The sequence below is a fragment of the Allobosea sp. GW823-FHT02B03 genome (assembly GCF_058797755.1).
This window is the reverse complement of record NZ_JBXAJY010000002.1, coordinates 505190-529808: the sequence shown is the minus strand read 5'-3', so window position 1 is coordinate 529808 and position 24619 is coordinate 505190. Positions and strand designations below refer to the sequence as shown.

The 24619-nt window shown below is 67.3% G+C and carries 29 protein-coding genes and 1 pseudogene; 22 read left to right on the top strand and 8 right to left on the bottom strand.

Annotated elements, in window-relative coordinates; genetic code table 11:
• The first annotated feature begins 30 nt into the window (after nucleotides 1-30).
• From argH to AC1REK_RS07455, 7 genes and pseudogenes are all read left to right on the top strand, one after another.
• On the top strand, nucleotides 31-1446 hold the full coding sequence (gene argH, locus AC1REK_RS07485; protein ID WP_492268526.1) for an argininosuccinate lyase: 1416 nt from the start codon (nucleotides 31-33) through the stop codon (nucleotides 1444-1446).
• Nucleotides 1443-2336, top strand: a complete 894-nt coding sequence (locus AC1REK_RS07480) for an amino acid ABC transporter permease (protein WP_492268527.1) — start codon at nucleotides 1443-1445, stop codon at nucleotides 2334-2336. Before argH ends, AC1REK_RS07480 begins: the two co-directional genes overlap by 4 nt.
• Nucleotides 2333-3112, top strand: a complete 780-nt coding sequence (locus AC1REK_RS07475; protein ID WP_492268528.1) for an amino acid ABC transporter ATP-binding protein — start codon at nucleotides 2333-2335, stop codon at nucleotides 3110-3112. The genes AC1REK_RS07480 and AC1REK_RS07475 overlap by 4 nt, the downstream gene beginning before the upstream one ends.
• 44 nt (nucleotides 3113-3156) lie before the next feature.
• Nucleotides 3157-3987: an ABC transporter substrate-binding protein gene (locus tag AC1REK_RS07470; protein ID WP_316018714.1), complete on the top strand. Its 831-nt coding sequence runs from the start codon at nucleotides 3157-3159 to the stop codon at nucleotides 3985-3987.
• 121 nt (nucleotides 3988-4108) lie between these two features.
• Nucleotides 4109-4369, top strand: a complete 261-nt coding sequence (locus tag AC1REK_RS07465; protein WP_244494940.1) for an AbrB/MazE/SpoVT family DNA-binding domain-containing protein — start codon at nucleotides 4109-4111, stop codon at nucleotides 4367-4369.
• Between the two features lie 11 nt (nucleotides 4370-4380).
• A pseudogene (locus AC1REK_RS07460) lies at nucleotides 4381-4761 on the top strand (type II toxin-antitoxin system death-on-curing family toxin); the annotation flags it as partial.
• Nucleotides 4758-5639 carry a beta-keto acid cleavage family enzyme gene (locus AC1REK_RS07455; RefSeq protein WP_492268529.1) on the top strand — a complete coding sequence of 294 codons (882 nt, stop codon included), beginning with the start codon at nucleotides 4758-4760 and terminating at the stop codon, nucleotides 5637-5639. The pseudogene AC1REK_RS07460 and the gene AC1REK_RS07455, both read left to right, overlap by 4 nt.
• On the opposite strand, the gene pdxR is transcribed toward AC1REK_RS07455, so the two are convergent.
• Nucleotides 5623-7083, bottom strand: a complete 1461-nt coding sequence (pdxR, locus tag AC1REK_RS07450; RefSeq protein WP_492268530.1) for a MocR-like pyridoxine biosynthesis transcription factor PdxR — start codon at nucleotides 7081-7083, stop codon at nucleotides 5623-5625. The genes AC1REK_RS07455 and pdxR overlap by 17 nt on opposite strands.
• A gap of 100 nt (nucleotides 7084-7183) precedes the next feature.
• On the opposite strand from pdxR, the gene AC1REK_RS07445 reads away from it, so the two are divergent.
• The 10 genes from AC1REK_RS07445 to AC1REK_RS07400 all read left to right on the top strand — a co-directional run bounded on the left by AC1REK_RS07445 (nucleotide 7184) and on the right by AC1REK_RS07400 (nucleotide 15617).
• Nucleotides 7184-7819: an FMN-binding negative transcriptional regulator gene (locus AC1REK_RS07445; RefSeq protein WP_492268531.1), complete on the top strand. Its 636-nt coding sequence runs from the start codon at nucleotides 7184-7186 to the stop codon at nucleotides 7817-7819.
• Nucleotides 7816-8595 (top strand): YggS family pyridoxal phosphate-dependent enzyme, encoded by a 780-nt coding sequence (locus AC1REK_RS07440; protein ID WP_492268532.1) that lies wholly within the window; start codon nucleotides 7816-7818, stop codon nucleotides 8593-8595. Before AC1REK_RS07445 ends, AC1REK_RS07440 begins: the two co-directional genes overlap by 4 nt.
• 78 nt (nucleotides 8596-8673) lie before the next feature.
• On the top strand, nucleotides 8674-10038 hold the full coding sequence (locus AC1REK_RS07435) for an ABC1 kinase family protein (RefSeq protein WP_492268533.1): 1365 nt from the start codon (nucleotides 8674-8676) through the stop codon (nucleotides 10036-10038).
• Nucleotides 10039-10059: 21 nt separating this feature from the next.
• Nucleotides 10060-10725: a hypothetical protein gene (locus AC1REK_RS07430; RefSeq protein WP_492268534.1), complete on the top strand. Its 666-nt coding sequence runs from the start codon at nucleotides 10060-10062 to the stop codon at nucleotides 10723-10725.
• 164 nt (nucleotides 10726-10889) lie between these two features.
• Nucleotides 10890-11177, top strand: a complete 288-nt coding sequence (locus AC1REK_RS07425) for an aa3-type cytochrome c oxidase subunit IV (RefSeq protein WP_316018706.1) — start codon at nucleotides 10890-10892, stop codon at nucleotides 11175-11177.
• 23 nt (nucleotides 11178-11200) lie between these two features.
• A complete protein-coding gene (locus AC1REK_RS07420; RefSeq protein ID WP_492268535.1) occupies nucleotides 11201-12340 on the top strand; it encodes a Re/Si-specific NAD(P)(+) transhydrogenase subunit alpha in 1140 nt (379 codons plus the stop codon).
• Nucleotides 12341-12365: 25 nt separating this feature from the next.
• Nucleotides 12366-12797, top strand: coding sequence for an NAD(P) transhydrogenase subunit alpha part 2 (locus AC1REK_RS07415; RefSeq protein ID WP_316018704.1), 432 nt, complete (start codon nucleotides 12366-12368; stop codon nucleotides 12795-12797).
• Nucleotides 12798-12801: 4 nt separating this feature from the next.
• Nucleotides 12802-14208 carry an NAD(P)(+) transhydrogenase (Re/Si-specific) subunit beta gene (locus tag AC1REK_RS07410; RefSeq protein ID WP_492268536.1) on the top strand — a complete coding sequence of 469 codons (1407 nt, stop codon included), beginning with the start codon at nucleotides 12802-12804 and terminating at the stop codon, nucleotides 14206-14208.
• A 66-nt stretch (nucleotides 14209-14274) separates the two neighbouring features.
• The gene (locus AC1REK_RS07405) at nucleotides 14275-14757 is read left to right on the top strand and encodes a GNAT family N-acetyltransferase (RefSeq protein WP_492268537.1); all 483 of its coding nucleotides are present in this window, start codon (nucleotides 14275-14277) and stop codon (nucleotides 14755-14757) included.
• Nucleotides 14754-15617, top strand: a complete 864-nt coding sequence (locus AC1REK_RS07400) for an alpha/beta hydrolase (protein ID WP_492268538.1) — start codon at nucleotides 14754-14756, stop codon at nucleotides 15615-15617. The genes AC1REK_RS07405 and AC1REK_RS07400 overlap by 4 nt, the downstream gene beginning before the upstream one ends.
• Nucleotides 15618-15723: 106 nt before the next feature.
• Here the strand turns inward: AC1REK_RS07400 and AC1REK_RS07395 are convergent, their stop codons facing one another.
• From AC1REK_RS07395 to AC1REK_RS07375, 5 genes are all read right to left on the bottom strand, one after another.
• A complete protein-coding gene (locus AC1REK_RS07395) occupies nucleotides 15724-16581 on the bottom strand; it encodes a tetratricopeptide repeat protein (RefSeq protein WP_316018700.1) in 858 nt (285 codons plus the stop codon).
• Between the two features lie 181 nt (nucleotides 16582-16762).
• Nucleotides 16763-16996 (bottom strand): 30S ribosomal protein S21, encoded by a 234-nt coding sequence (rpsU, locus tag AC1REK_RS07390; RefSeq protein ID WP_316018699.1) that lies wholly within the window; start codon nucleotides 16994-16996, stop codon nucleotides 16763-16765.
• A gap of 170 nt (nucleotides 16997-17166) precedes the next feature.
• On the bottom strand, nucleotides 17167-18267 hold the full coding sequence (locus AC1REK_RS07385; protein WP_492268539.1) for a 5-(carboxyamino)imidazole ribonucleotide synthase: 1101 nt from the start codon (nucleotides 18265-18267) through the stop codon (nucleotides 17167-17169).
• A complete protein-coding gene (gene purE / locus AC1REK_RS07380; protein ID WP_327521985.1) occupies nucleotides 18264-18761 on the bottom strand; it encodes a 5-(carboxyamino)imidazole ribonucleotide mutase in 498 nt (165 codons plus the stop codon). The genes AC1REK_RS07385 and purE overlap by 4 nt, the downstream gene beginning before the upstream one ends.
• A gap of 101 nt (nucleotides 18762-18862) precedes the next feature.
• Complete coding sequence (locus tag AC1REK_RS07375) at nucleotides 18863-19081, bottom strand: YdcH family protein (RefSeq protein ID WP_066471873.1); 219 nt, start codon at nucleotides 19079-19081, stop codon at nucleotides 18863-18865.
• A gap of 230 nt (nucleotides 19082-19311) precedes the next feature.
• Between AC1REK_RS07375 and AC1REK_RS07370 the strand changes: the two genes are divergently transcribed.
• Nucleotides 19312-19500: a YdcH family protein gene (locus AC1REK_RS07370; RefSeq protein ID WP_066471875.1), complete on the top strand. Its 189-nt coding sequence runs from the start codon at nucleotides 19312-19314 to the stop codon at nucleotides 19498-19500.
• 170 nt (nucleotides 19501-19670) lie between these two features.
• On the opposite strand, the gene AC1REK_RS07365 is transcribed toward AC1REK_RS07370, so the two are convergent.
• Complete coding sequence (locus tag AC1REK_RS07365; RefSeq protein WP_492268540.1) at nucleotides 19671-20600, bottom strand: LysR family transcriptional regulator; 930 nt, start codon at nucleotides 20598-20600, stop codon at nucleotides 19671-19673.
• Between the two features lie 97 nt (nucleotides 20601-20697).
• Between AC1REK_RS07365 and AC1REK_RS07360 the strand changes: the two genes are divergently transcribed.
• The 3 genes from AC1REK_RS07360 (at nucleotide 20698) to AC1REK_RS07350 (ending at nucleotide 22659) form a co-directional block, all read left to right on the top strand.
• Nucleotides 20698-21300 (top strand): NAD(P)H-dependent oxidoreductase, encoded by a 603-nt coding sequence (locus tag AC1REK_RS07360; protein WP_492268541.1) that lies wholly within the window; start codon nucleotides 20698-20700, stop codon nucleotides 21298-21300.
• A 30-nt stretch (nucleotides 21301-21330) separates the two neighbouring features.
• The gene (locus AC1REK_RS07355; protein WP_492268542.1) at nucleotides 21331-22335 is read left to right on the top strand and encodes an NADP-dependent oxidoreductase; all 1005 of its coding nucleotides are present in this window, start codon (nucleotides 21331-21333) and stop codon (nucleotides 22333-22335) included.
• 108 nt (nucleotides 22336-22443) lie between these two features.
• The gene (locus tag AC1REK_RS07350; RefSeq protein WP_316018693.1) at nucleotides 22444-22659 is read left to right on the top strand and encodes a DUF4287 domain-containing protein; all 216 of its coding nucleotides are present in this window, start codon (nucleotides 22444-22446) and stop codon (nucleotides 22657-22659) included.
• Between the two features lie 136 nt (nucleotides 22660-22795).
• On the opposite strand, the gene AC1REK_RS07345 is transcribed toward AC1REK_RS07350, so the two are convergent.
• On the bottom strand, nucleotides 22796-23683 hold the full coding sequence (locus AC1REK_RS07345; RefSeq protein ID WP_492268543.1) for a LysR substrate-binding domain-containing protein: 888 nt from the start codon (nucleotides 23681-23683) through the stop codon (nucleotides 22796-22798).
• Between the two features lie 207 nt (nucleotides 23684-23890).
• On the opposite strand from AC1REK_RS07345, the gene AC1REK_RS07340 reads away from it, so the two are divergent.
• Nucleotides 23891-24514, top strand: coding sequence for a glutathione S-transferase family protein (locus tag AC1REK_RS07340; protein WP_492268544.1), 624 nt, complete (start codon nucleotides 23891-23893; stop codon nucleotides 24512-24514).
• Nucleotides 24515-24619 lie beyond the last annotated feature (105 nt).

The following is a 24619-nucleotide window of genomic DNA, read 5'->3' as shown; positions in this document are numbered from 1 at the left end:
ACAGTGTCGTCTGAAGGGGAGACCGTCAGCATGAATCAGACCACGCGCCTCTGGGGTGGCCGCTTCCGCAAGCCGCCGGACCCGCGGATGATGCGGCTTTCCAGCGCCGCCGGCGCCTATTCACGCCTCGCGCCCCAGGACATCGCCGGCGGCAAGGCCCATGCGGCCGAGCTCGAGCGGGCCGGGTTGCTGAGCCCTGACGAGGCGAAGCTGATCGTGGCGACGCTCGACGGCATCGCCGGCGAGTTCGCGGCCGGGACGTTGCTGCCCGGGCCCGAGGACGAGGATATCCACACCTTCATCGAGCGTGTGCTGGTCGCGCGCATTGGCGCGACCGGCGCCAAGCTCAGAGCCGGGCGCTCGCGCAACGACCAGGCCGCCAACAATCTCAAGCTCTATCTGCGCGAGCAGTCGCGGCTGATCGGCGCGATGCTTGCCGAGCTGCTGGCGGCGCTGGCCGGACAGGCCGAGCAGCATGCCGCCTCGGTCTGCCCCGGCTTCACCCATCTGCAGAGCGCCCAGCCGGTGACTTTCGGCCACTGGCTGATGGCGCATGGCCAGGCGCTTTCGCGCGACGCCACCCGTCTGCAGGACTGGGACAGGCGCTCGACGCTTTCCCCGCTTGGAGCGGCAGCGCTGGCCGGCTCGGCGATCGCGCTGTCGCCCGAACTCAGCGCCAAAGCGCTCGGCTATGATGGGCCGTGCGAGAACTCGGTCGACGCGGTCGGCGCGCGCGACCATGTCGCGGAGTTCCTGTTCGTCGCCGCGATGCTGGCGACCAATCTCTCCAGGCTGGCGGAAGAGGTGACGCTCTGGACCTCGCGCCAGTTCGGCTGGGTCGTGCTCGACGATGCCTTCGCGACGGGATCCTCGATCATGCCGCAGAAGAAAAACCCGGACATTGCCGAGCTCTCGCGCGGCCGGGCGGCGCGGCTCACCGGCGATCTTGTCGCCATGCTGGGCGCGCTGAAGGGCCTGCCGCTCGCCTATAATCGCGACCTCGCGGAGGACAAGCGCTCCGCCTTCGATGCGGTCGACGTGCTCGGCGAGGTGCTGCCGGCCTTTGCCGGCATGATCGAGACCATGGAAGCGAAGCCGGCGGTGATGCGGGCGCAGGCCGGCGCCGGCTTCGCGCTCGCGACCGAAGTCGCCGACTATCTCGCGCGCAAGGGCGTGCCCTTCGCCGAGGCCCATGAGATCTCCGGCTCGCTGGTGCGCTATTGCGAGGAAATGGGGCGCGAGCTGGAACATCTCGACGCGGTCGAGCTCAGTGCCATTGATCCGCGCCTCACAGAGGATGTAAGGGCCTGTCTCACCCTTGATGCTGCGGTGGCCGCCCGCAGCGGTTTCGGCGGCACGGCGCCAGCGCGCGTGGCCGAGCAGATCGCCCGTTTCCGCATCTGGCTTGCAGCTTTTGAAGATTGGACGCGCGGAGCGCAGAGATGACCAGCGCAGTCGGAATTGGAATAGGCCGGGATCTCGCCGGGGTCGCCGGCCTGAAGCTCGTGCCGCGCCGCTATTACGGGCGCTGGGTCGCGGCGGCGCTGATCATCCTGGTGCTGGCCTGGATCATCAAGGCGTTCGCCGAAGGCCAGATCGACTGGAAGGTCGTCGGGCAGTTCTTCACGGCGCCCGCCATTCTCGCCGGCCTCGTCAACACCATCATCATGACCGTCTGCGCCATGGCGCTCGGCATCGCGCTCGGCGTGATCTTCGCGATCATGTACATGTCGCCGAACCCGGTGCTGCGCGGCGTCGCGCTGTTCTACATCTGGTTCTTCCGCGGCACGCCGCTGCTGCTGCAGCTCCTGCTCTGGTTCAACCTGGCGCTGGTCTTCCCGACCATCGGCATCCCCGGCGTGATCGAATGGCGTACCATCGACGTGATCGGGCCGTTCATGGCGACGTTGCTCGGCCTCGGCATGAACCAGGGCGCCTACACCGCCGAGGTCGTGCGCGGCGGCATCCTTTCGGTCGATGTCGGCCAGACCGAGGCCGCCAAGTCGATCGGCATGACCCGGCTGACGACCTTGCGCCGGATCGTGCTGCCGCAGGCGATGCGGGTGATCATCCCACCGGTCGGCAACGAGGTGATCAGCATGGTCAAGCTGACCTCGATCGCCAGCGTGATCCAGTTCTCCGAGATCCTGCGCAATGCGCAGACGATCTACTATGCCAATGCCCGCGTCATCGAACTGCTGATCGTCGCCGCCGGCTGGTACCTGATCGTCGTGACCATCCTGCAGATCGGGCAGTTCTTCCTGGAGCGCCATTTCTCCAAGGGCCGCGGCGACCGCCGCGCCAAAGTCCAGGTCGCCGAGGAGGCCGGGGCATGAGCGCTGCCGCCAAGGACGCCATCGTCACCGCCGCCAACGTCACCAAACGCTTCGGTGAATTGCGGGCACTGAACGATGTCTCGCTGACCATCGCGCCGGGCGCCGTGCAGTGCATCATCGGGCCGTCCGGCTCCGGCAAGAGCACGCTGTTGCGCTGCATCAACCAGCTCGAGAAGATCGACCAGGGCGCGATCTGGGTCGATGGCGAGCTGATCGGCTACCGGATCAAGGGCGACGAGCTGCACGAGCTGAGCGATGCCGAGATCGCCCGGCAGCGCCTTGCGACCGGCATGGTCTTCCAGCGCTTCAACCTGTTCAACCACATGACGGTGCTGGAGAACATCATCGAGGGCCCGGTCACGGTGCTGAAGCGGCCGCGACAGGAAGCGGTGGCCGAGGCCGAAAAGCTGCTCGCCCGCGTCGGCCTCTCGGAGAAGCGCAATTCCTATCCGATCGAGCTTTCGGGCGGCCAGCAGCAGCGTATCGCGATCGCCCGGGCGCTCGCGATGAAGCCGAAGCTGATGCTGTTCGACGAGCCGACTTCGGCGCTCGATCCCGAGCTCGTCGGCGAGGTGCTCGCGGTGATGCGCGATCTTGCCGCCAGCGGCATGACGATGATCGTCGTCACCCATGAACTCGGCTTCGCCCGCGAGGTCGCCAGCGACGTCGTCTTCATGGACAAGGGCGAGATCGTCGAGCGCGGCCATCCGCAGCAGGTGCTGGTCGCGCCGCAGCAGGCCAGAACCCGCGACTTCATCGCCGCTGTCCTCAAGTGAATTCAAGCCAGGCCAGTTCGGCCTGAGAAAACAGGGAGATCACCATGCTTCGCCTTTCTCTCGCAGCCGCGCTCGTCGCCGGCACCGCGCTCGCCGCCCAGGCCCAGGCCCTGCCGGACCGCATCAAGAATGCCGGCAAGATCGTCATCGCGACCCAGCCGAACTACGCGCCGATCGTCTACAAGGACCCGGCGACCAACACGATGACCGGCTTCGACTACGAGCTCGGCGAGGCGATCGCCAAGGAACTCGGCGTCAAGGCCGAGTGGCAGGAGACCGCCTTCGCCCAGATGCTGCCCTCGCTGCAGACCGGGCGCGTCGACATGGTGATGGCCGGCATGAGCGACCTTCCGGCCCGTCGCGAGACCGCCGATTTCGTCAACTATCTCGTGTCTGGCGCGCAGTTCTACACGGTCACGGCGCTCGCCGGCTCGATCAAGACGCCCGAGGACCTCTGCGGCAAGACCGTCGGCGCCAGCCGCTCGACCAACTGGCCCCGCCAGATCGGCGAGTGGAGCGAGGCCAACTGCGTCGCCAAGGGCAAGCCGGCGATCAACGTCGTCGGCACCGAAGGCTCGGTCGATGCGCGTACCCAGCTGAAGACGCAGCGCCTGCAGGGCGGCGTCCAGGGCAGCGAGACGATGAGCCACAACCAGAAGCTCGAGCCCAACACCTATGTGGTGCTCGGCACGCCCTTCACCCGTTCGCTGGCCGGCATCCCGTTCCCGAAGACGGCCGAGGGCGGCCAGCTGCGCGACGCGGTCAAGGGCGCGCTGGAGCGCCTGCAGGCGAACGGCACCTATGACGCGCTGATCGCCAAGTACGGCCTGCCGGACAACACCCTGAAGCCGATCTCGGTCAACAAGGGCGAGTGAGCGGACGGCATCGGCGGGCCGAGAATTCGGCTCGCCAACCTGCTCTGAATGAGGGAGCGGCGCTGACGGGTGCCGCTCTTTCTGTTATACGGTCTGTACAACGCGAGCCCCGGAGCAGGCGATGAACAAGCCCGAAAAGCCCGCCGGCGAGCAGGCCATGGTCCTGCAGGTCCGCAAGATCGGCAACTCGGTCGGCATCATCCTGCCGAAGGAATTGCTGGCGCGGCTGAAGCTGGCGGAAGGCGACAAGCTGACGGTGGTCGAGCAGCCGGAACTCGGCCTGAAACTGACGCGCTACGACGATACCCATGCGCGCGGGCTCGAGATCGCCCGCCGTTCGTTCAAGACCTACGCGAACACCTATCGCGCTTTGGCGAAATGACCTAGGCCGTCTGGGTCAGCGTCGAGCTGGTGGTCGATATTCACGCCGAGCAGCTTGCCTTGTTCGGCGGGCCGGCCGGAATTCGCGATCAGGGGCTTCTGGAATCGGCGCTGGCGCGGGCTCCGAACAAGTATTCCTATGGCGAGCACGATCTTGCGGCCCTCGCGGCGACATATGCTTTCGGTGTTGCGCGCAACCATCCCTTCGTTGACGGCAACAAGCGGGCGGCGTTCGCAAGCATGATCGTTTTTCTCGGTCTCAACGGCATCGATTTCCTGGTGCCCGAGCCGGAAGCCACCGCAGCCATCCTTGCCCTCGCCGCCGGCGAAGTCGACGAAGAAGGCTTGTCGCGCTGGATTCGCGACAACTGGCCAAAGGATACTCCTGCATGAAGACGCCGATCTGGGTCGAGGCCGCGATCAACGGCCCCTGGGGCAAGGAGCGCCAGCCCGGCATCCCGATCGCGATCGAGGAGATCGTCGCTGACGGCATCGCGGTCGTCGAGGCCGGCGCATCGATCGTCCATCTGCATGTCTACGACGTCGAAACCGGCCGCCAGCGCGACGACTGGGAACTCTACGCCCGGGCGATCGAGGGGATCAGGGCGAAGGTCGACGCCATCGTCTACCCGACCATCCCGATCATGGGCTCTGGCTACGCTGGCGACATGCACGGCTCTGGCCGTTACACGCATCTCGAGGAGCTTGCGAAGCGCGGCCTCGTCGAATGGGGCGTGCTCGATCCCGGTTCTTGCAACTGGATGACCTATGCCGGCATGCCCGAAGGCGAGGCCGGTTTCATCTACCAGAATCCGGGCGAGCATATCCGCGAGGGTATGGAGGTGGCGCAACGCCACAAGGTCCATCCGAGCTTCGCGATCTACGAGCCGGGCTTCACCCGGCTCGGCGCTGGGCTGGCGAAGGCCTATCCGGGCATGCCGATGCCGATCTACCGGCTGATGTTCTCCGATGCCTTCGCCTGGGGCTTTCCGCCGAAGCTCTTCGGACTCGAGGCGCATCTTGCCTTGCTCGACGAATGCGCGCCCGGCGCTCCGGTGATGATCGCGGGGCTCGGCGTCGAGCTCGGCGAGCTGATCCCGCACGCGGTCGTGCGCGGCGTCCATGTCCGCGCCGGGCTGGAGGACGCGCATTTCGGCGAGACGCGCAGCAATCGGGAGCTGATCGCGGAGTTGGTGGCGCGCGTCGAGGCGGCGGGAGGCCGGCCGGCGAGCGCCGATGAGGTCCGCGCCGACCTCAAGGCGCGGCGCTGAACGCCTCGACCAGCTCGGTCAGGATCGCGACGCCGCGCTCGATCTCCTGGGGCTCGACGCTGGCGTAGCCGATGACAAGGCCGGCCATGTCCGGCCGGGCGGCGGTCTCCGGAGACATATAGAGCGGGCCGATCGGGTAGACGCCGATGCCGCGCTCGCGCCCCCGCGCGACGAAGGCGAGTTCATCCGCGGCCGCGATGTCGCGGAACCAGACCACGACATGCAGGCCGGCATCTGCCCCGGCGACGACGACGCGGTCGCCGAGCCGGCGGGCGAGGGCCGCTAGCAGGGTCGCGCGCCGCTCGGCATTGCGCCTGCGGCTGCGGCGGACATGGCGCTCATAGGCGCCGCTTTCGAGCAGGATCGTCAGCGCGTGCTGCTCGAGCCCCGGCGCGTGGCGGTCGGCCAGCGCCTTGGCGGTGGTGAAAACCGGGGCGAGCGCCGGAGGCAGCACGAGATAGCCGAGCCGGATCGTCGGCGAGAGCGCCTTTGAGACGGTGCCGAGATAGATGATCTCGCTGCCCTCGGCGAGCGCGTGAAGCGGCGGGACCGGTGCGATGTCGTAGCGATACTCGCTGTCGTAATCGTCCTCGATCACGCAGGCGCCGCAACGACGTGCCCAGGCCAGCAATTCGAGCCGGCGGGCGACCGGCATCACCCCACCGAGCGGGTACTGGTGCGAGGGCGTGACATAGGCGAACCGGGCGGACAGCGTGGCGAGACGGTCGGTCCTCAACCCTTCCTGGTCGGCCTCGACCGGGATGGCGATGCCGCCTGCCGCGGCGAAGACCTGCCGCGCCATGCCATAGCAGGGGTCCTCGACGACGAAGCTCTCGCCGGGTTCGAGCAGAAGCCGGGCGCAGAGGTCGAGCCCCTGCTGCGAGCCGTTGACGATGACGATCTGCTCCATCTCGCAGCGCAGGCTGCGGGCGCGCCAGAGATAGGCTTGAAGGGCTTTGCGCAACTCGTCTGCGCCGGCCGGCGCGTCATAGCTCAGCCGCCGCGGCCGCCGGCTCGCCGCCACGGCGACGGCCCGCTTCCAGATATCGGCCGGGAAATCGGTCGAGGCGAGATCGCCATAGCGGAAATCCGCGACGAGCCCGGAAGGTGCCTGCGGGCGCGCCGGAAGGACCGTCGCAGCGACGCGTTCGCCGAAGCGAGACAGAGTTGGCCTCGCCTCGCTCGCGCCTGTGTTGGGCGCTTCCGGTTTGGCTGCCGTCGGCATTGCCGCGACGCGAGTGCGGGCGCCCTGGCGGCCGGTGATGAAGCCTTCCGAATGAAGCTGCTCGTAGGCGGCTGTCACGGTGGTGCGGGATACGCCGAGCTCGGTGGCGAGCGCGCGGGTCGAGGGTAAGGGCGCACCTGGGCGATAGACGCCGGAGGCGATCTGCGCTTTCAGCGCGGTGTAGATGCCACGGGCGCTCTGGGGCCGAGCGGATGTCACATCGCGACCTTGCATAACTGGATCAGATGGAAATCCATAAACTGGCCATTTCAAGCGGTCCAGTATGAGCTTATCGTCGAGGCGATCAACAGGACCCGCCATGTACACGCCCCCGGCCTTCCGCGAAGACGACACCGCCGTGCTCCACGCGCTGATGCGCGCGGCGCGGCTTTGCAATTTCGTGACCGCGACGGCCGAAGGGCTGATGGCGACGCCGCTGCCGCTGTTCCTCGACGAGGGCGAGGGCGAGTTCGGCACGCTCTACGGGCATCTGGCCCGGGCCAACCGGCAATGGCAGGCGCCGGCGCTGGGCGAGGCGATGGCGATCTTCATGGGGCCGGACGCCTATGTCACGCCGAGCTGGTATGCGGCCAAGCGCGAGCACGGCAAGGTCGTCCCGACCTGGAACTATGTCGCGGTGCAGGCCTCCGGGCCGGTCGAGTTCTTCGACGATCCGGCGCGCCTGCGTGAGGTGGTGACGCGCCTGACGGATCTGCACGAGCGGCCCCGCGTCGAAGCCTGGGCGGTGTCGGATGCGCCGGAAGCCTTCGTCGCGGCGCAGCTGCGCGGCATCGTCGGATTGCGCATACCGGTCACCCGACTGATGGGCAAGCGCAAGATGAGCCAGAACCGCAGCGCAGAGGATCGCGCCGGCGTCGCCGCGGGCCTGCGGCAGGGCGAGCGCGCCAGCGACCATGTCGTGGCCGAGCTGGTGGCGGAGGAAGGCGCGTCATGAACATCGCAGCGTCGGTGTCGGGTGATCTCGTTGCCCGCTTCGGGCCCGATCCCGAGGCGATGTTCAGGCAGAATCTGGCGTCGGTGCGCGAGCGGATCGCTGCAGCCTGCCGGCGGGCCGGGCGCGATCCGGAATCGGTGCGGCTGCTGCCGATCAGCAAGACCGTGCCGGCGCAGATGCTACGGCACGCCTTCGCCGCCGGCATCGACCGGTTCGGCGAGAACAAGATCCAGGAGGCGCAGGCCAAGCAGGAGGCGCTCGCCGACCTGCCGGTGGCGTGGAGCATCGTCGGCCATCTGCAGAGCAACAAGGTCCGTCACCTGACCCGCTTCGCGGTGGAGTTCCATGCGCTGGACAGCCTGAAGCTGGCGGCGCTGCTCGATGCCTGGCTGGCGGCGGAAGGGCGCAGCCTCGACGTCTACGTCCAGGTCAACACCTCGGGCGAGGAGAGCAAGTACGGACTGCATCCCGACGCGTTGCGGGCCTTCGTCGAGGCCCTGCCGGACTTCCCGAGGCTCCGGCCGCGCGGGCTGATGACGCTGGCGCTGTTCAGCGACGAGATGGAGCGGGTTCGGCCGTGCTTTCGCCTGCTGCGCCGGCTGCGCGACGAGGCGGTGAAGCTGCATCCGGGCCTCAGCGAGCTGTCCATGGGCATGTCCGGCGATTTCGAGGCGGCGATCGAGGAGGGCGCCGACGTCGTCCGGGTCGGGCAGGCGATCTTCGGCAAGCGCCCGACGGCGAACGGGCTCTACTGGCCCGGGCTGGCGCCGGGCTGAGAGAGGGCGAGGGCTGGAGCTTGGCCGGGGCGGCACCTACATTGGCCGGACAAGCCCGCTCAGGCCCAGCGAGACCCGATGTCCGAACGCGATAGCGAAGCCAACCGATTCTCTGCCCGCGCGGCACGTTATGCCCGCGTCGGCGCCAATGTCGGCGGGGTTGCGGCGCGGATCGCGGGCACGAAGCTCTTCGGGCTCGAGGGGCGCAATGCGACCAATGCCGAGGCGCTGGCCAAGGCGCTCGGCGGCCTGAAGGGGCCGCTGATGAAGGTGGCGCAGCTCGTCGCGACGATTCCGGACGTCGTGCCGCCCGAATACGCCGCCGAGCTGCAGAAGCTGCAATCGGAGGCGCCGCCGATGGGCGCGGCCTTCGTCAAGCGGCGCATGCAGGCCGAGCTTGGCGCCAATTGGCGCGAGCGCTTTCGCGAGTTCGAGCTCAAGCCGGCGGCGGCGGCCTCGCTCGGCCAGGTCCACCGCGCCACCTCGCTCGATGGCGCGCCTCTGGCCTGCAAGCTGCAATATCCCGACATGGAATCGGCGGTCGAGGCCGATATCGCCCAGCTCGAAATCCTGTTCGGATTGCACCGGCGCATGGGTGCGGTGATCGACACAAGCGAGATCGCCAAGGAGATCAGCGCCCGCGTCCGCGAGGAACTGGATTATCGGCGCGAGGCGAAGCACGCAGCGCTCTACCAAAGCATGCTCGCCGAAACGCCCGAGGTGCGGGTGCCGGGCGTGGTCGCCGAATTATCGACGCGCCGGCTGCTGACGATGCACTGGCTGAATGGCGACAAGATACTCGCCCACAAGCAGGCGAGCCAGGAGGTCCGGGACCGGATCTCGACCGCGATGTTCCGGGCCTGGTGGCGGCCGTTCAGCCATCACGGCGTCATCCATGGCGATCCGCATCTCGGGAACTACACGGTCTTCCAGGAGGCCGGCGAGCCTCAGGGCATCAACCTGCTCGACTATGGCTGCATCCGGATCTTCCCGCCGAGCTTCGTCGGCGGCGTGGTCGACCTCTATCGCGGCCTGCTGGAGGGCGACGAGGCACGCGTCGTCCATGCCTACGAGGTCTGGGGCTTCAAGGGGCTGACCAAGGAGCTGATCGACACGCTGAACATCTGGGCGCGCTTCATCTACGGGCCGCTGCTCGAAGACCGCACCCGGCGGATAGCCGAGGGCGTCAGCCCGGCGGAGTACGGCCGCAAGCAGGCGTTCCAGGTCCATAGCGCACTCAAGGCTCGGGGGCCGGTGACGGTGCCGCGCGAATTCGTCTTCATGGACCGCGCCGCGATCGGCCTCGGCGGCGTCTTTCTGCATCTCGACGCAGAGCTGAACTTCCACCGGCTGTTCGAACAGGAGATCGAGGATTTCAGCGTCGCGCGGGTTGCCGGCGCGCAGGCTGCGGCCCTTTCCGCAGCGGGGCTGGCCGGCGCCTGAGCGCCTGCGCCATAATGCCTCATGTCGGCACAAGCTTCCTGCGGTGCGGGCAAGGGGGCGGAGATGGGCGGGCAGGGGGCGGAGGTCGAGGCGAAGGCCGGCAGCGAGCGACGGCGCTACGAATTATTCGTGCGGCGCGGCACGGGCGGCTTCGTGCTGAAGCAGAGCGATGAAGGCGTCGGGCTCGACGGTGACCTCCTGTTCTGGAGTACGCCGCAGGGCGAGGTCGCCAGGCCGCTCTCCGAGATCTCCGGCGTGCATCTGTCGACGGGGCTTATCCCTCGTCACGGCGATTTCGGTGCCTGCTCGATCGCATTCGTAGGGGCGCCGCCGCTGATCGTCAGCTCCAACACCGCCTATGGCTATGCCGATGAGGCGCGCAACCGGATGTATCGCGCCTTCCTCGAGGACCTGCACGCGACGCTCGCCGAGCACGCGCCCGGCAAGGTGCGCTATTCCTCCGGTGTCAGCGAGGCGCGCATCGCCTTCATCCAGGTGATGCTCATCGTCATGGGGCTGCTGATGGTCGCCCTGCCGCTCGTGCTGCTGGCGATGACCGGCGAGCTGAGCATGCTCTGGGTGATCTTCGTCGGAGTGGGCTTCGTCTGGGGCTATTTCGGCTGGGTGCAGAAGAACGCGCCGCGAACCTACGAACCGGACCGGATTCCGCCTGAACTGATGCCTTGAGCGCGGCCGGCCGTGCCCCGCGCCATCGGATGTTCTGACGCTACGTCGGCTTCGTCCAGCGGTTGCCTAGCAATGAGGCGGGCGACATGGTGTCATGCGTTGCCATCGGCTGCGCCAGTGCGCTACAGGGCAACAGGATTTTCATAGAGCAGGGACCATTTTTCATGGCCGACCACGGACATCACGCCGCAGACATTCCGCAGATGGACTATGCGGAGCATGAAGGCACCTATCATGGCTTCGTGCGTTTCGCCGAGATCGCCACGATTGCCTGCCTCGCCATCGTCACCGCGCTCGCCGTGGGCGGCACCAAGCATGCCTGGGGAACCGCGATCGTCGGGACCTTGCTCACGCTCGTCGGCACCGGCATCGGCATCGCCGCGCCGTCGGTGGGTTGGCGCGCACCCGCCGTGCCCTTCGCCCTGATGCTGCTCGCGCTCCTCCTCCTGTAACGCCCGAAAGGCCCGGCCTCCCCATGCGCATTGCTGTCCCCGCGGAAACGCAAGGGGCGGAGACCCGCGTCGCCGCGACGCCGGAAACCGTCCGCAAGTTCATCGGCCTCGGTGCCGAGGTCGTGGTCGAGAAAGGTGCCGGCACTGCTTCCGGCATCAGCGATGCGGAGTACGAGGCGGCCGGCGCCAAAATCGCCGCAAGCGCCGCCGAGGCACTGGCCGGGGCGGAAATCGTCCTGAAGGTGCGCCGCCCGGGCGAGGCCGAGATCGCCGGCCTGCCCACGGGCGCGCTCGTCGTCGGGATCATGGACCCCTATGGCAGCGAGCCGCAGGTCGAGGCTCTGGCCAAGGCCAATGTCGCCGCCTTTGCCATGGAGTTCATGCCGCGCATCACGCGCGCGCAGGTGATGGACGTGCTTTCCTCGCAGGCGAACCTCGCGGGCTATCGCGCCGTGGTCGACGCCGCGGCCGAATATGGCCGGGCGCTGCCGATGATGATGACGGCGGCCGGCACCGTGCCGGCGGCGAAGATCTTCATCATGGGGGTCGGCGTCGCCGGGCTTCAGGCGATCGCCACCGCCCGCCGCATGGGCGCGATCGTCACAGCGACCGACGTGCGCCCCGCCACCAAGGAACAGGTCGAATCGCTCGGCGCCAAGTTCCTCGCGGTCGAGGATGACGAGTTCAAGCAGGCGCAGACCGCCGGCGGCTACGCCAAGGAAATGTCCAAGGAATACCAGGCCAAGCAGGCCGAGCTGACGGCGAGCCACATCGCCAAGCAGGACATCGTCATCACCACCGCCCTGATTCCCGGACGGCCGGCGCCCAAGCTGATCTCGGCCGCCATGGTCGAGAGCATGAAGGCGGGTTCGGTCATCGTCGACCTTGCGGTCGAACGCGGCGGCAATTGCGAGCTCGCCAAGCCCGGCGAGACCGTGACGACGGCCAATGGCGTCAAGATCGTCGGCCACCTCAACGTGCCCGGCCGGCTGCCTGCGACCTCGTCGAGCCTCTACGCCAAGAACCTCTTCGCCTTCGTCGAGACCCTGATCGACAAGAAGGAGAGGAAGCTCGCGGTGAACTGGGACGACGAGCTGGTCAAGGCGACCTGCCTGACCAGGGACGGCGCCGTCATCCATCCGAATTTCGCGCCCAAGGCCTGAGCGGCCGACCAGGGAGTGTCACATCATGGCTAATCCGACCCCCGAACAGGCGCTCGAACAGGCCCGCTCGGCCGCTGCGCTTGCCAAGCAGGCCGCCGAGCTCGCCGAGAAGTACGCCGAGCAGGCGGCCCATGCCGCCGGCGCCGCGACCGGCGTCGACCCGACGGTCTTCCGCCTCGCCATCTTCGTCCTTGCCGTCTTCGTCGGCTACTATGTGGTCTGGTCGGTGACGCCGGCCCTGCATACCCCGCTGATGTCGGTCACCAACGCGATCTCCTCGGTCATCGTCGTCGGCGCGCTGCTCGCCGTCGGTGTCCAGGCCGCGCCCGCCCTGGGCGACGGGCCGCTCTGGGCCAAGGTGTTCGGCTTCATCGCCCTCGTGCTCGCCTCGGTGAACATCTTCGGCGGCTTCCTCGTCACCGAGCGGATGCTCGCGATGTACAAGAAGAAGGGCTGAGCGCATGGCCGCGAACCTCTCCGCCCTGCTTTACATCGTCTCGGGCGTCCTCTTCATCATGGCCCTGCGGGGGCTGTCGCACCCGACGACCTCGCGCCAGGGCAACCGCTACGGCATGATCGGCATGACGATCGCCGTGCTGACCACGGTGATCTTCTATCCGCCGGCCGGCTTCTCCGGCTGGCTGCTCGTCATCCTCGGCATCGCCATCGGCGGCGGCTTCGGCGCCTATATGGCCAAGCGCGTGCAGATGACGCAGATGCCGCAGCTCGTCGCCTTCTTCCACTCGCTGGTCGGCCTCGCCGCCGTGCTGGTGGCGGCGGCGGCGCTCTATGCGCCGGAAGCGTTCGGCATCGGCCAGGTCGGCAAGATCAAGGGCGCCAGCCTGTTCGAGATGGGGCTCGGCGTCGCGATCGGCGCGATCACCTTCACCGGCTCGATCATCGCCTTCCTCAAGCTCGACGGGCGGATGAGCGGCAAGCCGATCATGCTGCCGCAGCGCCATGCCATCAATATCGGCCTCGGCATTGCGCTCTTCGTGCTGCTGATGGCCTTCCTGAAGATGGAAAGCCACGTCCTGTTCTGGCTGATCGTGCTGGTCTCGTTCGCGCTCGGCATCCTGCTGATCATCCCGATCGGCGGCGCGGACATGCCGGTCGTCGTCTCGATGCTGAACTCCTATTCGGGTTGGGCAGCAGCGGGCATCGGCTTCACGCTCGGCAACATGGCGCTGATCATCACCGGCGCGCTGGTCGGTTCCTCCGGCGCGATCCTGTCCTACATCATGTGCAAGGCGATGAACCGGAGCTTCATCTCCGTCATCCTCGGCGGCTTCGGCGGCGACGACGCCGCGGCCGGTGCGGGCGGTGCGGTCGAGGCGCGCCCGGTCAAGCAGGGCTCGCCGGACGACGCCGCCTACATCATGAAGAATGCCGGCAAGGTCCTGATCGTGCCGGGCTACGGCATGGCGGTGGCGCAGGCGCAGCACGCCCTGCGGGAGATGGCCGACCTCCTCAAGAAGGAGGGCGTCGAGGTCAAGTACGCCATCCACCCGGTGGCGGGCCGCATGCCCGGCCACATGAACGTGCTGCTGGCGGAAGCCAATGTGCCCTATGACGAGGTCTTCGAGCTCGAGGACATCAACTCGGAATTCGGCCAGGCCGACGTCGCCTTCGTCATCGGTGCCAACGACGTCACCAACCCGGCGGCCAAGACCGACAAGACCTCGCCGATCTACGGCATGCCGATCCTCGACGTCGAGAAGGCCAAGACCGTGCTGTTCATCAAGCGCGGCATGGCGGCCGGCTATGCCGGCGTCGAGAACGAGCTGTTCTTCCGGCCCAATACGATGATGCTGTTCGGCGACGCCAAGAAGGTCACCGACGAGATCGTCAAGGCGATGGCGCACTGAGCCGCCCGCCATAGCAATGTCGCAAAGGGCCGGCTTCGATGCCGGCCCTTTTTTGTTGGAAACTCCATGTCTGAATTGCCGATCCGCCCTTTCGAGCCGCAGGACCGCGAGGCGGTCGTCGCGCTGCATTGGGAACTCAACCGCCATGAGCAGACCGTCTCGGGCGACCGGGCGCTCGACCGAGAGGCAGCCGAGGCCTGCCTCGCCGATGACGAGAAGCAGATGGCAGAGCGCGGCGGCGTCGCGCTGGTCGCGCTGATCGACGGCGCGGTTGCCGGCTATGTCTGCTGCGTCCTCGCCGATGGCGGGCCGTTCCTGCGTGCCGATCTGCGGCGTCAGGCCTATGTCACGACCCTTGTGGTCGGCGAGGCTTTTCGCGGGCGCCGCGTCGCCACTGCTTTGCTCGGCGAGGCGGAGCGTTATGCGCGCGGGCAGAGCGTCGCGGCGCTGGGCGTCGGCGTGCTCGCCGGCAATGCGGGCGCCGAGCGGCTCTACCAGGGCTTCGGCTTCCAGCCGCACGCCGTCGAAATGGTCAAGCGGCTGCGATGAGGCGGTTCTTCGCCGTCACCACGCTCGCTCTGGGGATCGCCTATGCCGGCGTTCTGGGGCTGCTTTACGTCAAGCAGCGCGACCTGCTCTATCCACGCAACCCGGCGCGGGCTGAGGTCGCTGCGGCCAATCTGCCCGGCGTCGAGGAAGTCCGGCTGACCACGGCGGATGGCGAGACGCTGATCGCCTGGGTGGTGCCGCCGCGTGAGGGCAAGCCCGTGCTGCTGTTTTTCCATGGCAATGCCGGCAATTTCGGCCCGGGGCGGCAGGTCCGGTTCAGGGCGCTGACTGAGGACGGCACCGGGCTGTTCGCGGTGAACTATCGCGGCTATGGCGGCTCGACCGGCGCGCCGAGCGAGGCTGGGCTCGAGCAGGACGCACTTGCCGCCTATGACGCCGCCATGGCCCGCTTCGGAGCCGACAGGCTGGTCGGATTAGGCGAATCGCTAGGCACCGGGGTGGTGCTCAAGCTCGCCGCCAGCAAGCCGCTCAGGGCCGTGATCCTCGAGGCGCCCTACATGTCGACCGCCGCGGTGGCGCAGCAGATCTATCCCTATGTGCCGGTCGCCCTGATGATGCATGACCAGTTCCGCTCGGATCTTGCGATCGGCAAGGTGCGCGGGCCGGTGCTGTTCCTGCACGGCGTGCGCGACACGGTCATTCCCTACAGCCAGGGCGAGGCGCTGTTTGCGCTGGCGAACGCGCCGAAGCGCTTCGTCCGGTTCCCGGAGGGGAACCACGGAAATCTGGTGTCGCAGGGGGCGGTGCCCGAAATCCGGCGCTTCCTCGCCGACCAGGCGGCGGGCGCGCTGCCGGCGAGCGCCGTGGTTCTGGCGACGCAGGAGGCGCCGCGGCAGTAGGAAGCAATTTGCAGGGAATTGCGCCGCGCCGACCACCCTCTTGGAATGGCAGGCCGGAAAGACATTTCTGGTTGCCCGGCCGGAGGTTCCGACCGGGCAGGGCCGCTCACATCCGGAACACGCCGCCGCCGCCGAGACGAGCCTGGCCGGCGCGGGCCGTCTGGTTGTTGCCGTCGAGGCCGAGCGCGCGCTGATAGGCCTCGCTCGCCTCGGTCTTCTTGCCGAGCTTCTCGAAGGCGAAGCCGCGGCCGGCCCAGGCCTCGGCATTGCGGTTGTCGACGTTGAGGGCGGCGGTGAAGTCCTCCAGCGCCGATTCGTACTTGCCGAGCGCGTTCAGGCTCTGGCCGCGGGCGATATAGGGCGGGGCGTTGTAGGGGTTGCGGTCGATCACCGAGTCGAAGTCGGTGACGGCGTGCTGGTGCTGGCCTTCCTTCTGGTAGACCAGCCCGCGGGCATGGAAGGTCTCGGCGGATTCGGGATTGAGGCGAATCGCGGTGTTGAGGTCGGCCAGCGCCTGCTGGCTGTTGCCCTGGGCGCGCAGCAGGTTGGCGCGGCCGACATAGGCCGGGCCGTAATTCGGATTGGCGGTGGTGGCGCGGGTGAAGTCCTGCAGCGCCGCGTCGTTGCGGCCGGTCTGGCGCAGGGCGAGCGCCCGGTTGGTGAAGGCCGGGGCGAAGTTCGGGTCGAGCTGGGTCGCCTTGCTGAAATCGGAGATCGCGTCCGAATAGCGGCCGATGCGGGCATAGGCGGCGCCGCGGGTGTTGTAGGCCTGCGGGTCGTTCGGGTTGCGGTTGATGACCTCGGTCAACGAGCCGATGTTGACGCTGGCGTTTTCCGTGTTCTCGGTCTGCAGTTCGGCGATCCCGGCACCGGAGTTCATGCTGACCGTGTCGCAGCCGGCGAGCGCGGCGGCGAGGCCAAGCGCGGTCAGCCAGTTCCTGCCTCGGAAGATGCTCTGTCTCATCGCTCTCGGTCTTGCCCCTTTTCGTAGCGCCAGCTGACGGCGAAACGTTCGTCTCCGATCAAACGCCTAAAGCGTGACAACTTTTGGTTAATGAGGCCGGAAAAAGCAACGACGCCCGCAAAGGTGGGCGGGCGTCGGGCATCATGGAACTGGTTTGCCTGTCAGGGCAGGGCGGCGCTGCTCAGGGGCGCTTCGGCTTCACCGGCGCGGGCAGCAGGCCCTCGCGCTGGAGCTTCTTGCGCATCAGCTTGCGGGCGCGGCGAACAGCCTCGGCCTTCTCGCGTGCCTTCTTCTCGGAGGGCTTCTCGTAATGGCCGCGGAGCTTCATCTCGCGGAAGACGCCCTCACGCTGCAACTTCTTCTTCAGTGCGCGGAGAGCCTGGTCGACATTATTGTCCCGAACGAGAATCTGCACGTCTTTGGTCCGTGGTTTACTGGTTGGCCTGGATCGGCGACGGTGCCCCCTCAAGGAAAAACCGCCTAGAAGGCCGTGCGGATATCAGAATTCCGACACCCTGTCCACGCCGCAGAGCGGCGCGAAACATGCGATTACGTCGATATTCGCGGGAGCAGCAGCTGGTCCGCTCAGTCACCCTGGGGAAGGACGCGCGTGACATGCCCCATCTTGCGGCCGGGCCTGGCCTCGCGCTTGCCGTAGAGGTGCAGATGGGCGTTTGGCTCGGCCAGGATGGCGCGCCAGTCATGGACCCTGTCGCCGATCAGGTTTTCCATCGTGACCGTTCCACGCCGGGTCGCAGCGCCGAGCGGAAAGCCGCAGACGGCGCGAACATGCTGGTGGAATTGCGAGGTCTGCGCGCCTTCGCTGGTCCAGTGCCCGGAGTTATGGACGCGCGGAGCGATCTCGTTGACGACGACCTGCTCGCCTGCGGCGTCCTCGACGATGAAGAACTCGACAGCGAAAACGCCGACATAGGCCAGCGCCTCGCCGATGCGCCTTGCCGCGTCTATCGCCGCAGCGCTCGCCACGGCGCCGATCCGCGCAGGAACGCGGGTCAGGGCCAGGATATGGTCGCGATGCTCGTTCTCGCAGACGTCGAAGGCGGCGAAGCTGCCATCGCTGCCACGCGCCGCAACGACCGAGACCTCGCGGGCGAAGCTGACGAAACCTTCGAGGATCGCCGGGAAATGGCCGATCTCCTCCCAGGCCTGCGTGAGGTCGGTGTCGGCGGTGATCTTGACCTGGCCCTTGCCGTCATAGCCGAAGCGGCGGGTCTTCAGCACGCTGGGGCGGCCGAGCGCGGCGACGGCCTGCTCGAGATCGCCCAGCGAATCGACCTGGCGGAAGGGCGCGACGGCGAGACCGAGCTCGGAGACGAAGCGCTTCTCGCTGAGCCGGTCCTGCGTCACGGCCAGCGCCCGGGCGCCGGGATGCAGCGGCGTGCGCGCGGCGAGGAAGGCAGCGGTTGCGGCCGGGACATTCTCGAATTCGTAGGTCACGACGTCGACGGCATCGGCAAAGGCCGCCAACGCCGCCTCGTCCTCATAGGCGCCGATGGTGTGGCGGGCCGCGACCTCATAGGCCGGGCTGTCGGGCTCGGGCGCGAAGATATGGGCGCGCAGGCCGAGATCGGCCGCCGCCAGCGCCATCATCCGGGCGAGCTGGCCGCCGCCGAGGATGCCGAGTACGGCGCCCGGCGCAAGGCCGGTGGGATCGGGCCGGCTCATTGGCCGTCTACCGGCTGGAGTGCGACCGCCTCGCTCTGGCGCTTTCGCCAGGCATCGAGACGCTCCGCGAGGGGGGCGTCGTTGAGGGCCAGAACGGCGGCGGCGAGGAGTGCGGCGTTGACGGCGCCGGCACGGCCGATGGCCAGGGTTCCGACCGGGATGCCGGCCGGCATCTGGACGATGGAGAGCAGGCTGTCCTGTCCGGAGAGCGCCTTGGATTCGACCGGTACGCCGAAGACGGGCAGCGGTGTCAGGGACGCCGTCATGCCGGGCAGATGGGCGGCGCCGCCGGCTCCGGCGATCACGACCTTGTAACCCTTGGCCTTGGCGCCCTTGGCGAAGTCGAACAGGCGCTCCGGCGTGCGATGCGCCGAGACGATCAGAGCCTCATGGCCGATGCCGAGCGCCGACAGCGTCTCGGCGGCGTGACACATTGTCGCCCAGTCGGACTGGCTGCCCATGATGATGGCGACGGGAGGGGTCGGCTCGGCCATGAAATGCTCGCTTCCCGGAGGGGAGGGGAAGGGGGCGATCTAGACCGGCGGGGCCGCTGCAAGCAAGGGCGGAATCGGCGCCAGGGCCGATTCCTGCCGGTTCAGGCGATGATGTCGGGCGTGAGCTGGTCCTCGAGATGGGCGATGCGGTCGCGCAGATAGAGTTTGCGCTTCTTCAGGCGCTGGACCTGGATCTGGTTGATGGCGCCGAGCCGCTCGAGCGCGTCGATGGCGCTGTCGAGATCGCGGTGCTCGTCGCGCAGTCGCGCCAGCTCCACCATGAGGACCTCGACCTCTTCGGCGCTCAACTCGAATCCCATAAGCCGTCTCAACATCGCCGCGATCGCTGCAGACTATGCGCAGGCCGGAGCGGCGCGGCAAGAGCGCCGCGACGGTGACGCAGGAGTGGCTCGCTCATATTCGCGGGCCTCGGGAAAGGTCCCGGAAGGGATCACAGAAACTCATGCTGCGCCGCACGGCTGCCCCGCAGACGTGAAGCCGGCTCTGTGTCAGACTTGCTCTTGCCAGAACGCTCATCAGGAGGATCCAGATGTCGCTGCAGACCCATCTCGCCGAGCTCGAGCGCAAGCATCGCCAGCTCGAGGAGGCCATCGCCCAGGCGGTTGCCAGCCCCTCGTCGGACGATCTCGGCGTGGCCGAACTCAAGCGGAAGAAGCTGCTGCTGAAGGATGAGATCGAGCGCGTGCGGCAAACCATGCCGGCACCGACGTTGCACTGAGGATTTCCGGCGGGTCGCGGCGACCCGCATCGCTCTCGCGTACCAACGCGATCACCGGCCCCGCGAGGGGCCGGCTTTTTTATACGCAACAGGCCTGCAATCGGAACTCTCGCACAGCCTGCCGCATCGCGCGCGAACCGGTAGCCAGTTCGCTCGAAAATGCACCGCGGTCACCGATGCGGGTCGGGGAGCGCCGGACCGTCAGCAAGCCGCATGCGCTCGGCTTCCTCCCGGATGATCCGGCCGAGCTCGAGCGCCCCCGGGCCGGCGCCGTCGGGATCCGGATAGACCAGGTAGAGCGCGCCGCTTCGCTCGGCCCCATTCTGCAGCGGCAGCGGCTTGAGCTCTCCCGAACGCAGCTCGTCGCGAATCCAGTCCTCCGGGTACCAGGCGAAGCCGAGCCCCATGCAGGCGGCATGGATCGAGGTCGCCTTGTGGCTCACCGTCAGGCGTCGCTCGGTCACGTCCCAGACGCTGGGGCGGACGCGCTTGCTGCCGCTGTCTCGGATGACGAGATGACGGTGGCCCTTGAGGTCCTGGATCGCCAGAGGCTGCTGCTGCTGGTGGAGCGGATGGCCGGGCGCTGCGGCGCAGATGGCGCGATAGCGGAGGATGACGTCGCCCGTATGCCCGGCAGGCAGGTTGTCGGCGCAGATGGCGAGGTCGACCGCGCCTGCCTGGAGAAGCTCGTCGGTACCGCCCATCACCGTCTCGTAGAGCTCGATCCGGGTTTCCGGATAGACCTCGCCGAACCTGTCCAGGCATTGCAGCATGAGCCAGGTCGGGAACAGCGCTTCGACGGCTAGGCTGAGCATCTGCTCGCGGCCCTTGGCGAGGTTGTGGGCCGCGCGCTCGAGACGCACGGCCTCGTCGACCAGGGCCTTGCCGCGCCGGTAGAGAATCCGGCCGTCGCGCGTCAGCGAGGCCTTGCGTCCCTCGATCTGGAAGACCGGTAGGCCGAGCTGCTCTTCGATCTGCCCCACGGCATAGCTGATTGTCGATTGCGATTTGTTCAGCGCCGCCGCGGCCTGCGCGAACCCGCCGGCGTCGACGACCGCGACGAAGGCGCGCCATTGGTCGAGAGAGATACGGGGCTGCATCTATCGATCTGTTCGATATTTAAGGCCGAAATATCGAACTATAATATCGATCTGTCAGATGATTTTCTAGCTCTATCGAAACCGATGGGGCACGCAGATGAAGGTCCTGATTGTTACAGCCGAGCCGCGCGGTAAGTCCTTCGCGGCGAAACTGGCAGAGCTTTATGTCGACGGCCTGGGCGCCTGCCGCGAGGTCGAGACGGAGTGGCTGGATCTGCTCGCGACAGGCTTCGATCCGCGCCTGCGGGCGGAGGACCAGGCGCTCTATCGCGGCATCGGCCCGGTGCCCGACGATGTCCGCCGCGAGCAGCAGCGCATCGAGGGAGCGGACATCGTCATCCTGGCCTTCCCGATCTACTGGTGGTCGCTGCCCGCCGTGCTGAAGGGCTGGATCGACCGGGTCTTCACCAAGGGCTGGGCTTTCGAGACCGAGGTGTCGCCGAAGCCGCTGGCGGGCAAGTCCGTGCGCCTGATCGCAACGGGCGGTGCCGGGCCGCGCGCCTATGACAAGCACGGTTATCGCGCAGCGATCACCGCCCAGATCGAGCACGGCGTCTTCCATTTCAGCGGCATCGAGGACGTGGCGACGCATCTGTTCCTGGAGGTCGAGGGAGCCGATCCCGCGGCCCGCGAACGTGACCTCGCCACCGCATTCACGCTTGGCGCGTCGCTGCCCTGTCGCGCTCCGATTGCCGCCTGAACAACTCCCCAAGTCGAAAGGTCAAAGACCATGACAACCCGTACGCGTGAAATCCATCTGAAGAGCCGCCCGGCCGGAGAGCCGACGCCCGAGGCCTTCGCGGTCGTCGAGACCGTGCTGCCTTCGGTAGCCGCCGGCGAGATACTGGTCCGCAACACCTGGATGTCGGTCGATCCTTACATGCGCGGCCGCATGGTCGACCGCAAAAGCTACATCGCGCCCTTCCGGCTCGATGCCGTTCTCGAGGGCGCTGCGGTCGGCATCGTCGAGGAGAGCGCCGATCCGGCCTTCGCCATCGGCGATCAGGTCGTCCACTTCGCCGGTTGGCGGGAGCATGCCGTGCTGAAGGGCGGGGCAGTGACGAAGATCGCGGCGGATGGCATCGCACCGCAAACCTATCTCGGAGCGCTCGGCTTTCCCGGCCTCACCGCCTATGTCGGGCTCGTCCGGATCGCCAGGGCGAAGGCTGGCGAAACGATCTTCGTTTCGGCGGCGAGCGGCGCGGTCGGCAGCACGGTTGCCCAGATCGCGAAATTACTAGGGTTGCGCGTCGTCGCCTCGGTCGGCTCGCGCGACAAGGCCGAGTGGCTTTTGAATGAGGTCGGTGTCGATGCGGTGGTGAACTACCGCGAGGCGGGCGATCTCGCCGCAGCCCTCGCCGAGGCGGCCCCGGAAGGTATTGACATCTATTTCGACAATGTCGGTGGCGACCACCTGGAGGCGGCGCTGGCACAGGCGAACGACCATGCCCGCTTCGTCCTGTGCGGCATGATCGCCGGCTACAACGCGGAAGGCGGGGCGAAGGGGCCGGCCAACATCTTCCTGGCGATCGAAAAGCGCGTCAGCCTCCAGGGGCTGATCGCCTCGGACCATGTCGCTGTCTTCCCGGAGTTCACCGCGGCGATGAGCGACTGGATCAGGCAGGGAAAGGTGAAGCTGCGCGAGACCATCCATGACGGGCTCGAAAGTGCGCCGGACGCCTTTATCGGCCTCTTCAAAGGCGCCAATACCGGCAAGATGCTGGTCAGACTCTGAGGCGGATTGTTCAGGGATGGTCGGCCCGAAGGCCCGGCCATCTCGTTGGCCGGGCGCCGCAAGGCTTCCGGAATCACGGGTGCAAGATCGGCAGAGAAGGAGCGTTTGATGACCACCGAGAAGGTAAAAGGCCCGGCTTCGTATTTCCCCTCGATCGAAAAGACCTATGGGCAGCCGGTCGATCACTGGTTCGCGATCCTGGCCGCCTCGCAAGACAAGAAGCACGGGGAAATGGTCACCATGCTCAAGTCGGAGCATGGCTTGGGGCATGGGCACGCCAATGCCCTCGTCGCCTACTACCGCGCCAAGAACATGGGCGGCTAGCTTCGGGCCTTGCCAGGCGTCCGCTCTGCCCTTCGCGGGCGGCGCCCGCGACAGTTCCCGCAGCGCGCAACGGCCGTCGCCGCGGTGCCATCCCAGCGCCGCCGCGCAGGAGGCGGCGATGCCTCCGGGAAACCGCTCAGCCCCCTGACGCCTCGCGCTTCAGCCACTCGATGAACGCAGCGAGCGGCTGGCGGCCCCCCGCGTCGGGCAATGTCACGACGTAATAGGCGAAGGCGGTCGGCCAGGGCTGGTCGAGCGCTAGAGCCAGGCGGCCCGAGGCGATCTCCTGCCTCGCATAGATATCGCGTACCAAGGCCAGGCCCTGGCCTGCCTCGGCCGCGCGGATCAGCAGGAAGTCGTCGTCAAAGGAAGGGCCGCGCTCGGCGCGCGGATCGTCCACCACGCCGAGCGCCTTGAACCAGAGCGGCCAATCGGCCCGGTCGGAATCCTGAAGCAGGGGATAGGCGAGGCAGTCGGCAGGTTCCTGTATCGGCGGCCCCTCCGCCAGCAGGGCTGGGCTCGCGACGGGTAGAAACACCGGCGCCATGAGGTGTTCCGAGATCAGGCCGGGATAGCTGCCCAGCCCGTGGCGGATCGCAATGTCGACCCGGTCCCGGCGATGATCGACAAGGCCGGGCGTCGCCTCGACACGAATTTCGATGCCGGGGTGCTCGCGGTTGAAGCGGCCGAGACGCGGCACCAGCCAGGAGGCTGCGAACGAGGGAACCGTGCTGACCGTGAGGGTCGGGCGGGCGCTGATCGCCTCCAGGGCCTCCAGGCTGCTTCCGATCTGTTCGAACGCCCGCAACAGGGCCGGGTGGACCTTGGCGCCAGCCTCCGTCAGCTGCACGCCATAGCGCGTACGCGCGAACAGCGCGACGCCAATCCTCTCCTCCAGTTGCCGGATCTGCTGGCTGACCGCGCCGGAGGTGACACCCATCGCCTCGGCCGCGCGCTTGACGCTGCCATGGCGGCCGGTCTCGGCGAATGCGCGTAGCGCAAGGAGCGGGAGGACAGGATTCATAATGCAGTCTGGCTAAATTCTATGCGCAGATATCGTCGTTTCAAGATGCTCCCTTGTTTCGATATCTATCCGAACAAGGGGCGCAAGAGATTTAGCAGATCTCGCTTCTGGTGGCGAGGCTCTCCAATCGCTTCGTCGGTGCCGTCGCTCGCCTTCACCCAAATCCGATGAAGCCGGCGCCGCAGAGCTGCCGGCAGGAAGCATGAGATGATCGATCTCTATACGGACTCCTCGCCCAACGGCTTCAAGGCGACGATCGCACTCGAAGAACTGGCGCTGCCCTACCGTCTGCACCATGTGAAAATCGACGATGGTGCGCATCGCCGGCCCGAGTTCCTGGCGCTCAACCCGCATGGACGCATCCCGGTCATCACGGATGACGACACCGGCGTCACCTTGTTCGAATCCGCGGCGATCCTGCTCTATCTCGCCGACAAGACGGGCCGATTGCTGCCGCAAGGGACGAAGGCACGCTGGGAGGCGATCAAGTGGCTTCAGTTCCATGCGGCGAGCATGGGGCCGTTGCTCGGCCAGCGCGTTCATTTCGAGATGTTCGCCGAGGAGAAGCTGCCGGCGGCCATCGAACGCTACCGGCGCCTGACGGAGGAGGCCTTTTCGACGCTCGACGCGCGGCTGGCCGGTGTCTCCTGGCTCGCTGGCGACGAGTATTCGATCGCCGACATCGCGACCTTCGGCTGGACCCATATCGCGGCGATCTGCGGCTTCAGCTTCTCCCACCACCGGAATCTCTTCCGCTGGCACGAGCGCGTCGCCGAGCGCCCCGCGGTTCAGCGGGGCATCGCGCTTCCCGCCCCGGCAACAGGCCCGTGAGCCCTTCCGAAGAGGTTGATCCCATGAACATCGCCACAAGACCCGTCTCATCCCCGCAAAGCCATAGCGGCGCGTCCTCAGAGGCTTTTGCGAGGCATCCCGGTT

Bases quoted from the DNA above. Each gene is read 5' to 3' on its own strand.
- AC1REK_RS07455 (WP_492268529.1), top strand. From the start codon at position 4,758: ATGAAGACGCCGATCTGGGTCGAGGCCGCGATCAACGGCCCCTGGGGC.
- AC1REK_RS07400 (WP_492268538.1), top strand. From the start codon at position 14,754: ATGAGGCGGTTCTTCGCCGTCACCACGCTCGCTCTGGGGATCGCCTAT.
- purE (WP_327521985.1), bottom strand. From the start codon at position 18,761: ATGGCCGAGCCGACCCCTCCCGTCGCCATCATCATGGGCAGCCAGTCC.
- AC1REK_RS07340 (WP_492268544.1), top strand. From the start codon at position 23,891: ATGATCGATCTCTATACGGACTCCTCGCCCAACGGCTTCAAGGCGACG.
- AC1REK_RS07465 (WP_244494940.1), top strand. From the start codon at position 4,109: ATGAACAAGCCCGAAAAGCCCGCCGGCGAGCAGGCCATGGTCCTGCAG.
- AC1REK_RS07355 (WP_492268542.1), top strand. From the start codon at position 21,331: ATGACAACCCGTACGCGTGAAATCCATCTGAAGAGCCGCCCGGCCGGA.
- AC1REK_RS07470 (WP_316018714.1), top strand. From the start codon at position 3,157: ATGCTTCGCCTTTCTCTCGCAGCCGCGCTCGTCGCCGGCACCGCGCTC.
- AC1REK_RS07480 (WP_492268527.1), top strand. From the start codon at position 1,443: ATGACCAGCGCAGTCGGAATTGGAATAGGCCGGGATCTCGCCGGGGTC.
- AC1REK_RS07430 (WP_492268534.1), top strand. From the start codon at position 10,060: ATGTCGGCACAAGCTTCCTGCGGTGCGGGCAAGGGGGCGGAGATGGGC.
- AC1REK_RS07395 (WP_316018700.1), bottom strand. From the start codon at position 16,581: ATGAGACAGAGCATCTTCCGAGGCAGGAACTGGCTGACCGCGCTTGGC.
- AC1REK_RS07345 (WP_492268543.1), bottom strand. From the start codon at position 23,683: ATGAATCCTGTCCTCCCGCTCCTTGCGCTACGCGCATTCGCCGAGACC.
- AC1REK_RS07435 (WP_492268533.1), top strand. From the start codon at position 8,674: ATGTCCGAACGCGATAGCGAAGCCAACCGATTCTCTGCCCGCGCGGCA.
- AC1REK_RS07375 (WP_066471873.1), bottom strand. From the start codon at position 19,081: ATGGGATTCGAGTTGAGCGCCGAAGAGGTCGAGGTCCTCATGGTGGAG.
- AC1REK_RS07370 (WP_066471875.1), top strand. From the start codon at position 19,312: ATGTCGCTGCAGACCCATCTCGCCGAGCTCGAGCGCAAGCATCGCCAG.
- AC1REK_RS07350 (WP_316018693.1), top strand. From the start codon at position 22,444: ATGACCACCGAGAAGGTAAAAGGCCCGGCTTCGTATTTCCCCTCGATC.
- AC1REK_RS07385 (WP_492268539.1), bottom strand. From the start codon at position 18,267: ATGAGCCGGCCCGATCCCACCGGCCTTGCGCCGGGCGCCGTACTCGGC.
- AC1REK_RS07425 (WP_316018706.1), top strand. From the start codon at position 10,890: ATGGCCGACCACGGACATCACGCCGCAGACATTCCGCAGATGGACTAT.
- AC1REK_RS07410 (WP_492268536.1), top strand. From the start codon at position 12,802: ATGGCCGCGAACCTCTCCGCCCTGCTTTACATCGTCTCGGGCGTCCTC.
- AC1REK_RS07475 (WP_492268528.1), top strand. From the start codon at position 2,333: ATGAGCGCTGCCGCCAAGGACGCCATCGTCACCGCCGCCAACGTCACC.
- AC1REK_RS07440 (WP_492268532.1), top strand. From the start codon at position 7,816: ATGAACATCGCAGCGTCGGTGTCGGGTGATCTCGTTGCCCGCTTCGGG.
- AC1REK_RS07405 (WP_492268537.1), top strand. From the start codon at position 14,275: ATGTCTGAATTGCCGATCCGCCCTTTCGAGCCGCAGGACCGCGAGGCG.
- AC1REK_RS07365 (WP_492268540.1), bottom strand. From the start codon at position 20,600: ATGCAGCCCCGTATCTCTCTCGACCAATGGCGCGCCTTCGTCGCGGTC.
- AC1REK_RS07420 (WP_492268535.1), top strand. From the start codon at position 11,201: ATGCGCATTGCTGTCCCCGCGGAAACGCAAGGGGCGGAGACCCGCGTC.
- AC1REK_RS07360 (WP_492268541.1), top strand. From the start codon at position 20,698: ATGAAGGTCCTGATTGTTACAGCCGAGCCGCGCGGTAAGTCCTTCGCG.
- argH (WP_492268526.1), top strand. From the start codon at position 31: ATGAATCAGACCACGCGCCTCTGGGGTGGCCGCTTCCGCAAGCCGCCG.
- AC1REK_RS07445 (WP_492268531.1), top strand. From the start codon at position 7,184: ATGTACACGCCCCCGGCCTTCCGCGAAGACGACACCGCCGTGCTCCAC.
- AC1REK_RS07415 (WP_316018704.1), top strand. From the start codon at position 12,366: ATGGCTAATCCGACCCCCGAACAGGCGCTCGAACAGGCCCGCTCGGCC.